The sequence below is a fragment of the Nocardia sp. NPDC005978 genome (genome assembly GCF_040614455.1).
In the GTDB taxonomy this organism is placed as follows: Bacteria; Actinomycetota; Actinomycetes; order Mycobacteriales; family Mycobacteriaceae; genus Nocardia.
The window spans coordinates 1-12236 of sequence record NZ_JBEXUS010000025.1 but is presented as its reverse complement, the minus strand read 5'-3'; the positions used below and the strand labels follow the sequence as shown (position 1 = coordinate 12236).

Below are 12236 nucleotides of genomic sequence, written 5' to 3'. Positions count from 1 at the left end.
CTAGTGCGACACAGCGAAATTCCATTCAGACGGGTTGGCACATGTGATGATGCAGCGCAATCCCAGCGACATCACGCGGTGGTGACCGCAACACGGCGCGGGTCGATCAGAGCGGCGACGGCGAGGGCCAATTCGTGGCGTTGGTCGGCTGTTCGCCGGGACGAGAGTGTGGAGTCCGTGGCATCGGCGCGGGCGAGGGTGTGGATCTGATCCAGGAGGGAGGCGGCCGGGACCGCGAGAGTGACATGGCCGGTGGATTGTGCGTATTCGATCGCGGCGATCCTGTGCTCGGTAGCGGCCCGGAGAGTGGGGGAGGCATTCGTGAGGTCGGGGCGTTCGAGAGACTGCCAGAGGAGCAGGCGTGCCAGGTGCGGAGCACCGCGATAGTGATCGAAGAGGTGCTGGGCGTAGCGGGGTAGATCCTCGGCATCGAAGGGGATCGTCGTGTGCGCCGCCGCATGGTGATTCAGAACCGCGGTGAACAGGGCATTCTTGCTGCCGTAGTAGGCGTAGAGCATGCGGGGATTCGAGCGCGCCGCCTCGGCAATGCGAGCGGTGCGAGCGCCGGCCAGGCCGAAGGCAGCGAACTCGATAGTGGCAGCGTCGAGAATTCGACGGCGCGTCGCATCGGCATCTCGTGGTTCGGCTGGTTTCGTCATCAGTACCTGCGCTCTCCAGATAAGTAAGCGGTTAATTACCGGATGACCTCGGCGAAGAGTATCGAGGTTTGCGCAGGTCACCGAGTTGGTTGCTGATCCACGCTGACGTGCGGCGTGTCGGGCGAGCAGTGCGGGGAATCTCGGGACCTCGGCGGGGGAGCGCATGGCGACGGCGACAGCGGGTAGTCGATCAGTGCATCCCATTGGCTGACGCAGGTAGGAGCAGACCATGAGCGCGATCGGGCTCACCGGCGATATCGAGCATCCCTTCACGGTCGAACCCAGCTCGGAGGACGTCACCGTCACACCGGGCGGCGGAGCCGTTCGAGCGGGAGTGCGTATCACGCCGGCCGACGAGGGCGGCATCGGTGAAGTGCGCATCGTTGTCGGTGTCATCGCCGATTCGGGGCTGAGCTTCACGCGGCACGAACTGTCCAGTGGTACGGGCGTCAGCTACCAGCCGGGAGCCGACTCGCGTGCGGATGTGCTGAGCTTCGACGGCATCGAGCTGGACACATCGGCGAATCCCGAACTGTCCGTGGAGATCACAGCGGATGCGGAGGCATCCGAGGAGCCGACCACGGTGACATTCGTAGTCGGCGCGGTGACGTGCGCGGTACCGGTGCGGATACAGGGGCCGGATTCCGAATAGTCGATGCGGCGGATATCGAGAAGGGTGGTGTTGGCGCACCCCGGATAGCCGCGCACTGGTTGGCCGGCTTCCCCGGCGGCAGGCTCGATCGCATGAACTCCTACGTCGCACAGCTCAACGGCCAACCTGCCACAGCGTCCGATCTGACTCCGGTGGCCTTCGCCGGCTATGCACACTTCACCGCTATGCAGGTGCGTGACAAAGGAATTCGCGGACTGGACCTTCATCTGGACCGGCTGCGCAACGCTTCGATGCGAATGTTCGGCCACGCACTACCGGACCAGCGGATCCGCGAGCACCTGCGCACCGCTCTCGCGGATGGGCCCGCTGATCTGTCACTCACAGCGACGGTGTTCTCACCCGCGGGCGAATTCACAGTGGCCGGAACCGATATCGAGCCGCAGGTTCTGATCCGGACCGGGCCGCCCGCCAGCGGGCCGAGCGGGCCACTCGCTCTCGACGTTGTCGAACACGAACGCGCGTTGCCGTCCATCAAGCATGTCGGTGAAGTCGCCAAGACGTATTACCTTCGCGAAGCCGTCGCGCGGGGATTCGACGATGCGGCGTTCATCGACCGCAACGGGCGATTCAGTGAGGCCACGATCTGGAATCTGGCGTTCTGGGACGGATCCGCTGTGGTGTGGCCCGAGGCGGAAATGTTGCGCGGGACCACGATGGGGATTGTTCAGCGGCAGTTGGAGCGGCTCGGCGTTCCGCAGGTCACGAAAGTTGTCACCGCCGCTGATCTTCCAGGGTTGTCCGGCGCGGTGGTCATGAACTCCTGGAATCCTGGGATCTCGGTTCATCGGATCGGGGGGACGGCGTTTCCTCGGGCTGTCGAATTCACGGAGGTTTTGCAGCGGGCCTATGACGCTGAACCGGCTGTCTTGGTTTAGGAGGCTGAGGTTTTGGGGGCGGGGGTTGCGGTTCCATCGCTACGGAGGCGAAGGCCGGAGCTGCTTCCGTGTATGCGTGGCAGAGTCTCCGGGAATCGAAGCGTTGGGTGGGTGGTTGCGGTTCGGGACGACTGGATAACGAGATACCAGCGTTGTGCGGTGGGGGAACTCGGCTGCGGTTGGGTGGCCTACCGGAGAAAGAGCAGCCTGGATAACGGAGTAGCAGCGTGGACCGGTTGGGAGACTCGACGGCGGTACCAGCCCTACCGGGCCGAAAAACGTGATCCACCACCAGCGGGGGTACGAGCAAGCCTCGAATCGACTACCGCTCAACACAATCACCCTCTGAAGCAGTACCAGCATGGAGCGATGGCGGATCTTGTGTCTGTAGGGCTCGAGAAGGTTCCCACGGCCATCCAGCCAGGCTGGGAGGGTGAACAGGCTCCCAGCTGGGGAGCCGAGGTCGGGTACGGCAGGCGAGGTAACCAGCATTGCCTCGTTGTTCTTGCTTGTTCTCCCGAACCCCGTCGGAAGATGAAGGGTGCGTGTGGGTCTCGGCTACGTCGGCCACTGGCGTGAACACCGATGCCGCTCTTTGGGGTTGGGCTTTGGGGTTTCGGCTGCGGGGCAGTGCTCTAGCAGAGTCGCCGCGCTGGGATACCCGGAATCCCCGAGGGACCTCGCACACGCGGGTGATGACTGAAATTCACGCGTGGTCTGCGAGCGGGGTCGATATGCGGTGGTGGTATCCACCCGGTCTTGCCCGGATGCTCCGAATCATCGGGCATCACGATCGTTTTCCAGCCGTTCGGACCAGAATTGACTTGTGCGTGGCAGGCATCGCACGCGAAGGTCAGGTTCTCGATGTCCGTTTCGCCACCATCAGCCCATTCCTTGATGTGGTGGACTGCGGAGCGGGTGGCGGGGGCGTCGCATCCAGGGCGGGTGCAGCCGCGTTCGACCGCGGTGAGTGCGAGGCGCTGTTCTGCCGATGCCAGGCGTTGACCACGGGAGAGGTGCAGGGGGCGGCCGGTGGCATCCACGATCACCAGGTACGGGGTGGAACGCGCGGCCAACTTGATCGCTTCGGTGATCGAGAGCGTGCCCCCGGTGTTCGTGGTAGCGAGCCCGGTACGCTGCTCCAGGTCGGTCAACCGCATGGTGACCACAGTCGAGACCGGCAGCCCCCGGTGGTACCCGAGCTTGGTGGGCCCCATATCCGGGTGCAGGAACCGCAGCAACGCATCATGATTGCGCTGGGCTTCGCTGCGGTGATCACGCTTGGCAGCAGCCCGCAACACGTTCCGAGCAGCGACGGTCGCAGCATCGGCGTCACTGTCATCGGCGTCGGACTCGGTGTCGATCCCGAGTTCTGCGGTGGTGTGCGGGCTGTCCGGGTCGTCGGGGTTACACATGCCGGGGCGGGCGAACTTGGCGAACATCGGCAGGAACACCGCACCCAACTCCGGAGTGAGCAGACCCGAGATCGGGAACATGCCATCCGCGCGTTGACGTCCGATGCAGATCCCGCGCATCCGCTGCCGGTCCTTGTCCGCGGTCAACACCCCATCGGGGTCGGCATAGGCCAGTACCCGGACCCCGAGTTGGGTCACGCCTTTGGGGTCGCCGGCGCGCGCGAAGTCGGTCAGGGAGCGTTCGGCGAGTTCCTGGAGTTCCGTTTCCACGCTGGCAGGAATCCGGTCCAGGACCTTCACGATCGCTTGCACGTGCTCAGCGGAGATCTCTCCCGCGCGCTGAGCGGCGGCGATATGCGGGAACACCGGTGGCCGCTGGAAACTGCCTTCGGACACGGTCGAGAGCCGGTCCGCGTTCCGCACCCGAGCAGCGGCGTCGAAATGGGAGATCCGCAGGGTCTGTTGCAGGTACACGATCGGGCTCTTGATCCCGGCCCGCGCGGGCAGTCCTCGTGCCGCGCATTCGAGAGCGAAGCGTTGCTTCACCGCTTCGAGTTTGCGGTAGTCCGCTTCGAGCTTGTGCATCATCTCGATGACCTGGTCATCGGATGAGGAAAACAGGGGCGATTCGAGCAGGCCCTCCACTGCGACGCCATGTCCTTCAACATGGTGCGCGATGCTGGATTCCCCTCCCGAATTCATACCCCTATTCTACTCCTCGATAGCCACCCGCAATAGCCCAATTGCATTGTGATACAACGTTATTCAGACCAAACGGCGGTTCAGATCCGCACGAAACTCGCCCCCTTCCCCTACGCCGGCAACCTACCGCCGCATTCCCACCTGCTCGGGATGAAGCCGCCGAACGAATCCCGCATCAACCAAGCGCGAGAACGCCTTACGAACCCGATCCGGTACCGGCTGCTCGATAGCCCATCCCAAAGCGGGATAGACCCAAAGCCGCTGCGTATCCCCCACCAGCGTGTTGATGACGCGGTCGACGTCACCGATCCCGGCGACGTAGTCGTCGAGCGGGACCGCCCGCGACGCACAGGTCACCTCGACCTCCGGCCACCGCTTCCGGCAGATGGCGTAGGCCCGGCGCTGCTGATACGGCCGGGAAATCAGCGTGACCGACCGGATATCACCAAGGGTCCCAGTACTTTCGAAGAGAGCACGGGTGAAATCGATGTTCTCCCCGGTGTTCGTGGCGTCGGGCTCCACCAGAATCGCATCACCAGGAACACCCGATTCCATTGCCCGCTCCCGGAAATGCACCGCCTCCCCGCGCGGAAAGAGTTCGGTCGTACCGGGCGCGTTCCCGCCGGAGAATACGATCCGCGGAAACAGCCCGCGATGATAGAGCTCCGCCGTATATACCGGCACGTCCAGATCATGGCTCCCCAACCCGATCCCGGCATCGACGGTCCGTGCCTCATGATGCATCTGCGCGTGGTCCCACAGCACCTCGACCTCCGCACGGAGTTCCACGGGAATGACCGTCGACGCCACGAGCTCTCCTCCACCGGCAAACGTGACCTCATAGCTACCAGAACGCCGCAGGGCGGCACCGAACCCGGTGCCGCCCTGCGGGAAATCCGTCGACGCGAGAAACCTCAGCGCAGGATCTGGCGCGACATCACGACGCGCTGGATCTGGTTGGTGCCCTCGTAGATCTGGGTGATCTCGCGGCGCGTGTCGGTCACCTCCGGAAACGCCAGCGAATGAGGCGCTGAGCTGCGAGACGAGATCTGGTGAGTTCTACCCGGTTCTGGGGCGTTCGGAGCTCCTGACGGCCTGGCCAGGGCTCCCTCAGGCATCCTGATACCGAATGCCGGATTCGCCGTGGCTCTCTGGGTTGCTGGTTCGATCCAGCAACCAGTGACCACGAAATTGGAGAGCATCAGCGGACGATGTTCAGCAAACTTGCGTGCATGGACACGAGCGCAAAACGGTCAGGGCTTCCTCAAGCTCTTGTGCTGGCAGTTGGATCTGTTGCGATCGCGAGCGCTGACCTCGAAGGTGCCGTACGTCGAGTCGTTGCAGACCTCTGTAACGCCGACCCAGTCAACGGGACATGGCTCGTCTTCGAAGGGCAGTCGATGGACTGGCTCATACAGAACGGGAAGGTGTTGGTGTCCGATGAGTTCGATTCAGCTCGCAGGCACGGCCATGGTGACCTCCCCAACCTATTTCGGCAGGCTGAACGCCTGAAGGCTGAGCGCAACTTGGTAATCCATGGCCAGTGGTACCCCGAGTGCAGCTACCCGCATCCAGAGGATGCCGCCTTAATGTGCACACCTCATTCAGCAGACACGTATGCACAGGCCGGACCCGTTTGTCACGTGGAGGGTAGTCGGTACAGAAAATGGTCGCTGGAACAGGCATGGGCTGTCTCAGAGATAGAGGAACTGGCGGACCGGCTGGATCAGCTGGCCAATCGGTTCTGCAGCATCTATAACCTTCCGGACATCCCGTAGTGCCGCTGATCGCTCGGGTGTCCGGGGACTTCTCTTTCCCCGCTTCCTCATACAGGCCATCCTCTGTGGAGGGAGGGCGTGGCAAGGATGCCGTAGGCACCGCGTAGCGGACAGCGGCAGCTGGTCCTTGACTCGTCCTTCCGGAGCGAGACAATCGGGCCGATGAGGAGGCGGGAAGCTACCAACCGTAGGAGCTCCAACCTCGATGGCGAGAGTCCGGCGCGAGAGTCACTTGATGTCGGAGTCCGCGGTGAGAGTGCCGGCCGATTCGTCGACGGTGAGCGGGACCGGCGATCGGTGTCGATGCTCGGTCCGCCCTGCCCTTCACGTCGGGTCTGATGCTGGTGAGCTCACTAGGTTTGGCGGTGTGGGCGAGCCGCCGACGCGCCGACGCTCCGGCGGGCGGAGCGGAGCCCAGCCGTTGTGCGGCGTCAGCGTGGTGGCGGCGCGCACGCGCCGCCCTTGAACCTATGTAGCGAAACTCGGCGACGAGTCCGGAACCGGCTGGCGCTCAGAGCATGTAGCTCACTGCCTCGGAGAGGGTGTGCATGGTCGCGACGACAGCGTCGGGCGCGTACTCGGCGAAGAGTTGCATTTTCTCCGGGCTGTTCGCGAGAGCGATGACCGCCACCGACGCAGCGCGGGCGGCTTGGATATCGCTGACCGAATCCCCGATGAAGACACATTGGTCAGGCGTTTCCTGGGTGAACTCGATTGCCCGGGTCAGCAGGTATGGATTCGGTTTCAGCAGCGGGACATTGATCATCGTTCGACCGAAGATGCTGTGCCGGAGGTAGTCCGGCAACTCATCGTGAGCAGCGATGTACACGCTGACGGCTTCCGAAGAGTTGTTGGTGACCACGCAAGTTTCGTAGTGGGTCTGATCTACGAGCCGCATGAAATTGCCGAAATAGGGTGTTGCCTGTGCTGATTGGACAGCCTCGACCTCGATCTCAGCGAATCGGCGTTCGATTCTCTCGCCGGTCGCCCGTCCGAGCGAGGCCGCGTAATGAAGGACATCGAAGGGGTCTCTCGTCCTGGCGATGCCTTCCGGTACAGGCAAGTTGATCTCTTTGACGAGGGTGTCGGCCGCTTCCCGGCCGGAAAGACCCGAGAACACGGAACAAACCGACCCATCGAAGTCCAGGAGCAGAACCGATCGTTGCCAGAGCAGATCCAGCAATTCATTCACGGTCGGTAGTCCTCGGCGACCGAGTTCCAAATGCTGTCGAACCAGGCCCGAGACCGGGGGACGAACTGGATTTGCGCCGAGGCCGGGCGCGGATAGTTCGAGTCGAGGGCGTCCACGTGCCCGAGCGTAGCCGAGCACCTGGAATGATCCAGAACCTCGAAGCTACCGGGTAGGCAGGCAAAGACCGAGGGCGGTACCGAATCCGGTACCGCCCTCGGGAAACTTGCTGCCGCGGAAGGGGATCAGCGCAGGATCTGGCGGCTCATCACGACGCGCTGGATCTGGTTGGTGCCCTCGTAGATCTGGGTGATCTTGGCGTCGCGCATCATCCGCTCCACGGGGAAGTCGGTGGTGTAGCCGGCGCCGCCGAACAGCTGGACCGCGTTCGTCGTCACCTCCATCGCCACGTCGGAGGCGAAGCACTTCGCGGCGGCGGAGATGAACCCGAGGTTCTTCTCGCCGCGCTCGGCGCGGGCCGCGGAGGTGTAGACCATCAGGCGGGCGGCCTCGATCTTCATCGCCATGTCGGCCAGCATGAACTCGGTGTTCTGGAACGACGCGATCGTCTTGCCGAACTGCTTGCGGTCCTTGGTGTAGGCGATCGCGGCATCCAGGGCGCCCTGGGCGATGCCGACGGCCTGCGCGCCGATCGTCGGGCGGGTGTGATCCAGGGTCTGCAGGGCGGTCTTGAAGCCGGTGCCGGGCTCGCCGATGATCCGGTCGCCGGGAACCTTGCAGTTCTCGAAGTACAGCTCGGCGGTGGGCGAACCCTTGATGCCCAGCTTGTGTTCCAGCGGGCCGACCACGAAGCCCTCGTCGTCCTTGTGGACCATGAACGCCGAGATGCCGTTCGCGCCCTTGTCGGCGTCGGTCACGGCCATCACGGTGTACCAGTCGGACTTGCCGCCGTTGGTGATCCAGCACTTCGAGCCGTTGATGATCCAGCCGTCGCCGTCCGCCTTCGCGCGGGTGCGCATCGAGGCGGCGTCGGAGCCTGCCTCACGCTCGGACAGCGCGTAGGACGCCATCCCGCCGTTGACGATGGTCGGCAGCACCTGCTGCTTGAGCTCGTCCGAGCCGTTCAGGATCAGGCCCATGGTGCCGAGCTTGTTCACGGCCGGGATCAGCGAGGACGAACCACAGACGCGGGCGACCTCCTCGATCACGATGCAGGTCGCGACCGAGTCCGCGCCCTGACCGCCGAAGGCGTCCGGCACGTGCACCGCGTTGAAGCCCGCGGCATTGAGCGCGGTCAGCGCCTCCTCCGGGAAACGCGACTTGCCGTCGACGTCCTTGGCGTAGGGCGCGATCTCCTTCTCGGACAGACCGCGAATGGCCTCGCGCAGCTCATTGTGGAAATCCTCGAGCTGGAACAGATTGAAATCGGGGTTGCCCGCCATGGGAGTTCGTCTCCTGGTCGTCGGATCGGATCGCCGCTGGTTACCCAGCATCCTCGGCACTGAGTGCCATTCACGAGATAGTGTACGCCGCAATAGTGCGACCACATGCGTTTACTCCCCCATCAAGGGGTGGCACGCAGTGTCATATATGCCACTGTTTACCGGTTACAGCCTATCGAGGCGACTGGCCAGCAAGTCAGCGACCTGCCGGGGCGGCATGTCCCTCGGAAACACGGCTACCACCATTTGATCATCGGCGGCCCGGTTCGCGGCGTGCCCGGAACCGGACGATTCCGACCGCACAGCAACCGGCCCGCGTTCACCCCGCGGAATCGTCGCCAGCGCCGCGCGCAGATCCGCCGACCCGGCCGCCGACTGCCCGCGCACCATGCGCCGCAGCAGATAGTTGTGCGTGGCCGTCACCGCGGCGGTGAACTGCACCAGCGCCAGATCCGAACTCCCCGCGAGCTTTTCACGCAGATAGTCGGTGAACAACCGCTCGTAGCGGAACACCGTCACGATCTCGCGCTCGCGCAGCGCGGGCACCTGGCGTACCACCCCGTACCGGCGCACCGCCAGCTCTCGCCACTGCGTGAACCGCTCGAACACCCCGATCACGGCCTCGCACACCGCATCCCACGGATCGCCCTGCGCGGTATCGAGGAACTCCCGCGCCTGCGCCAGCTGGGACTCGTGATCGGCGAAGACCACGTCCTCCTTCGACCGGAACTGCCGGAAGAAGGTACGCCGCGAGATACCCGCCGCCTCCGCGATCTCATCGACAGTCGTTGCCTCGTAACCCTTGTCGGAGAAGAGCCGCAGAGCCTGATCGACGACGCGCAGCCGCCGCGCGGTCGCGTCCGCACCGGAGCGGGCAGCGGGAGAAGGGTCAACGGTCACCGCTCAACCGTAGCCATAGGAACCCGCACACCCGGCATGCAGCCGTTGCGGCGCGCATCCTCGGCGGTTCGCAGCGGCGTTGCGGATCCGCAGCGCGCGTCCGGGCGAATCGATGACCCAGGGAACGACTCGGCCGAGCCGAACGCCCGAACCGGACGTCGTGCGCGACGACCGCCCGGCGGACTCGAACCGGCCGGCGCGAACCGGCTCGGCCCGGCCAACTCGAACCGGCTCAGCCCAGCAGGCTCGAGCGCAGCTTGGCGTCCTTCTCCAGGACCATCTTCTCCAGGTCGGTCTGGAACTGCTCCATCTTCGTGCGCAGCGCCGTGTCCGAGGCCGCGAGAATGCGCACGGCCAGCAGACCCGCGTTGCGCGCCCCGCCGATCGACACGGTCGCCACCGGGACGCCCGCCGGCATCTGCACGATCGACAGCAGCGAATCCATGCCGTCCAGGTGCTTGAGGGGAACCGGGACGCCGATCACCGGGAGCGGGGTCGCCGAGGCGACCATGCCGGGCAGGTGCGCCGCGCCGCCCGCGCCGGCGATGATCACCTGCACGCCGCGACCCGCCGCTTCGCGGGCGTAATCGAGCATGCGCTGGGGCGTGCGGTGCGCCGAGACCACGCCGACCTCGAAGCGAATCCCGAACTCGGCCAGCGCTTCCGCGGCCGCGACCATGGTCGGCCAATCGGAGTCGCTGCCCATGATCAGGCCAACCTGTGCGGTCTCAGTCATGATGCGGATCCCATCCATCGGTCCAAATCGCGTGCGACATCCAGTGCGCCGCGCGCTCGGCCTTCTCCCGGGTGGCCTCGACCTCGTCGCCGAGCACGTTGATGTGGCCGATCTTGCGATCGGGCCGCTCACCCTTGCCGTACAGGTGCACCTTGGCCTCGGGCAGGCGCGCCGCCAGATGATGCAGCCGCTCGTCCATCGACATCTCCGGGGCCTGCGCGGCGCCGAGGATGTTCGCCATCACCGTCACCGGCGCCAGCGGGCGGGTGCTGCCCAGCGGGTAGTCCAGCACCGCGCGCAGATGCTGCTCGAACTGGCCCGTGCAGGCCCCGTCCATCCCCCAGTGCCCGGAATTGTGCGGGCGCATGGCCAACTCGTTCACCAGCAGCTCACCCGAGCGCGTCTCGAAGAACTCGACCGCCATCGCACCGGTGACGCCGAGCTCGGCCGCGAGGCGCAGCGCCAGGCCCTCGGCCTCGGAACCGCGCTGCTCGGGCAGGTCCGGCGCGGGCGCGATGACCACCGCGCACTGACCGTTGCGCTGCACGGTCTCCACCACCGGCCAGGTCGCGGCCTGCCCGAACGGGGACCGCGCCACCATCGCCGACAGCTCGCGAGCCAGCTCCACCTTGGTCTCGGCCAGCAGCGAAACACCATGCGTCAGTTGGTCGGCCACGATCGTCTCGGCCTCGGCCGCGTCCGCGGGCATCCACACGCCGCGCCCGTCGTAGCCGCCGCGCACCGCCTTGAGCACGAACGGCCAGCCGTGCGCGTCACCGAAGGCGACGGCGTCGGTGATCGAAGTCACCTCCGCGAATTCCGGGATCGGCACGCCCAGCTCGGCCAGTTTGCGGCGCATGCGCAGTTTGTCCTGAGCGAAGATCAGCGCGCTCGGCGGCGGCTGCACGTTCACGCCCTCGGCGATCAGCTCCTCGAGCAGTTCGGTGGGCACGCCCTCGTGGTCGAAGGTCACCGCGTGCGAACCGACCGCGGCCTTGCGCAGGGCAGTCAGATCACCGTGGCTGCCGAACACCACATCGGGCGTCACCTGGGCGGCCGGGTCATCGGGCCGCTCCGCCAGCACTCGCAGCCGCTGGCCCAGGGCGATCGCCGCCTGGTGGGTCATGCGCGCGAGCTGGCCGCCACCGATCATCGTCACGGTGGGCATCGCGGAGGAGTCGAAGGAACGTGCGTTCACGTTCATAAATGTTGTCATGTGGCCAACCCCCCAGTTGCCGCGGGTTGCTCATGGCCTCCGCAGGCGACGTAGACTCGCGAGGTGTCATTCGTCGACGACGTGGTAAACGTCCTGCCCAAGCCCCTGCGGGACCTCGCAGACCGCCATTACGAACTGTTGAAGTTCGCGATTGTCGGTGCGACCACGTTCGTCATCGACATCGGCATCTTCTACGTCCTGAAATGGACGATTCTCGACGAGAAGCCGACCATCGCGCGGGTGCTCTCGGGCATCGTCGCGGTCATCGTGTCCTACATCCTCAATCGGGAATGGACCTTCGACAAACGCGGCGGCAGAGAGAAGCATCACGAAGCACTGCTGTTCTTCGCGGTGAGCGGGATCGGCGTGGTGCTGGCCAGCATCCCGCTGTGGCTCTCGAACAATGTGCTCGACCTGCGCCAGCCGCACGTGAGCTTCACCGTCGAGAACATCACCGACTTCATCAGCGCGTTCATCATCGGCAACCTGCTGCAGATGGCGTTCCGGTTCTGGGCCATGAAGCGCTGGGTCTTCCCGGACGAGATGGCCGAGATGGAATCCGAGCTCGAGGACCTCATCAACGAGGAGCAACTCGGACATGCGTCGCTGCGCGGCCCGCTCGCGATCGACACGGCAGCCGCGACGCGGCTCGACGGCACGTTCGCGCTGCATCCGTCGCTCGTGCAGACC

12 protein-coding genes are annotated in these 12236 nt (G+C 65.0%); 4 read left to right on the top strand and 8 right to left on the bottom strand.

Annotated elements, in window-relative coordinates; all coding sequences use genetic code 11:
* Nucleotides 1-71: 71 nt before the first annotated feature.
* Nucleotides 72-659 (bottom strand): TetR family transcriptional regulator, encoded by a 588-nt coding sequence (locus ABZ319_RS14055; protein WP_354986775.1) that lies wholly within the window; start codon nucleotides 657-659, stop codon nucleotides 72-74.
* A 229-nt stretch (nucleotides 660-888) separates the two neighbouring features.
* Here ABZ319_RS14055 and ABZ319_RS14050 point away from each other — a divergent pair, with 229 nt between their 5' ends.
* Both ABZ319_RS14050 and ABZ319_RS14045 read left to right on the top strand, forming a co-directional pair.
* Nucleotides 889-1311 (top strand): hypothetical protein, encoded by a 423-nt coding sequence (locus ABZ319_RS14050; RefSeq protein ID WP_354986774.1) that lies wholly within the window; start codon nucleotides 889-891, stop codon nucleotides 1309-1311.
* 92 nt (nucleotides 1312-1403) lie between these two features.
* Entirely contained in the window at nucleotides 1404-2207 is an 804-nt protein-coding gene (locus ABZ319_RS14045; RefSeq protein ID WP_354986773.1) for an aminotransferase class IV family protein, read from the top strand.
* A gap of 635 nt (nucleotides 2208-2842) precedes the next feature.
* On the opposite strand, the gene ABZ319_RS14040 is transcribed toward ABZ319_RS14045, so the two are convergent.
* Both ABZ319_RS14040 and ABZ319_RS14035 read right to left on the bottom strand, forming a co-directional pair.
* The gene (locus ABZ319_RS14040) at nucleotides 2843-4324 is read right to left on the bottom strand and encodes a DUF222 domain-containing protein (RefSeq protein ID WP_354986772.1); all 1482 of its coding nucleotides are present in this window, start codon (nucleotides 4322-4324) and stop codon (nucleotides 2843-2845) included.
* A 123-nt stretch (nucleotides 4325-4447) separates the two neighbouring features.
* Nucleotides 4448-5134 (bottom strand): YdcF family protein, encoded by a 687-nt coding sequence (locus ABZ319_RS14035; RefSeq protein WP_354986771.1) that lies wholly within the window; start codon nucleotides 5132-5134, stop codon nucleotides 4448-4450.
* A gap of 422 nt (nucleotides 5135-5556) precedes the next feature.
* Between ABZ319_RS14035 and ABZ319_RS14030 the strand changes: the two genes are divergently transcribed.
* Nucleotides 5557-6102 (top strand): hypothetical protein, encoded by a 546-nt coding sequence (locus ABZ319_RS14030; protein WP_354986770.1) that lies wholly within the window; start codon nucleotides 5557-5559, stop codon nucleotides 6100-6102.
* A 511-nt stretch (nucleotides 6103-6613) separates the two neighbouring features.
* Here the strand turns inward: ABZ319_RS14030 and ABZ319_RS14025 are convergent.
* The 5 genes from ABZ319_RS14025 to ABZ319_RS14005 all read right to left on the bottom strand — a co-directional run bounded on the left by ABZ319_RS14025 (nucleotide 6614) and on the right by ABZ319_RS14005 (nucleotide 11498).
* On the bottom strand, nucleotides 6614-7294 hold the full coding sequence (locus tag ABZ319_RS14025) for an HAD family hydrolase (protein ID WP_354986769.1): 681 nt from the start codon (nucleotides 7292-7294) through the stop codon (nucleotides 6614-6616).
* A 242-nt stretch (nucleotides 7295-7536) separates the two neighbouring features.
* The gene (locus ABZ319_RS14020; RefSeq protein ID WP_354986768.1) at nucleotides 7537-8694 is read right to left on the bottom strand and encodes an acyl-CoA dehydrogenase family protein; all 1158 of its coding nucleotides are present in this window, start codon (nucleotides 8692-8694) and stop codon (nucleotides 7537-7539) included.
* Between the two features lie 165 nt (nucleotides 8695-8859).
* Nucleotides 8860-9594 (bottom strand): TetR family transcriptional regulator, encoded by a 735-nt coding sequence (locus tag ABZ319_RS14015; protein ID WP_354986767.1) that lies wholly within the window; start codon nucleotides 9592-9594, stop codon nucleotides 8860-8862.
* 232 nt (nucleotides 9595-9826) lie between these two features.
* Nucleotides 9827-10330, bottom strand: a complete 504-nt coding sequence (gene purE / locus ABZ319_RS14010) for a 5-(carboxyamino)imidazole ribonucleotide mutase (RefSeq protein WP_354986766.1) — start codon at nucleotides 10328-10330, stop codon at nucleotides 9827-9829.
* Entirely contained in the window at nucleotides 10323-11498 is a 1176-nt protein-coding gene (locus ABZ319_RS14005) for a 5-(carboxyamino)imidazole ribonucleotide synthase (RefSeq protein WP_354986851.1), read from the bottom strand. Before ABZ319_RS14005 ends, purE begins: the two co-directional genes overlap by 8 nt.
* A gap of 111 nt (nucleotides 11499-11609) precedes the next feature.
* Here ABZ319_RS14005 and ABZ319_RS14000 point away from each other — a divergent pair.
* A partial coding sequence (locus ABZ319_RS14000) for a GtrA family protein (RefSeq protein WP_354986765.1) occupies nucleotides 11610-12236 on the top strand: 627 nt, incomplete at its 3' end.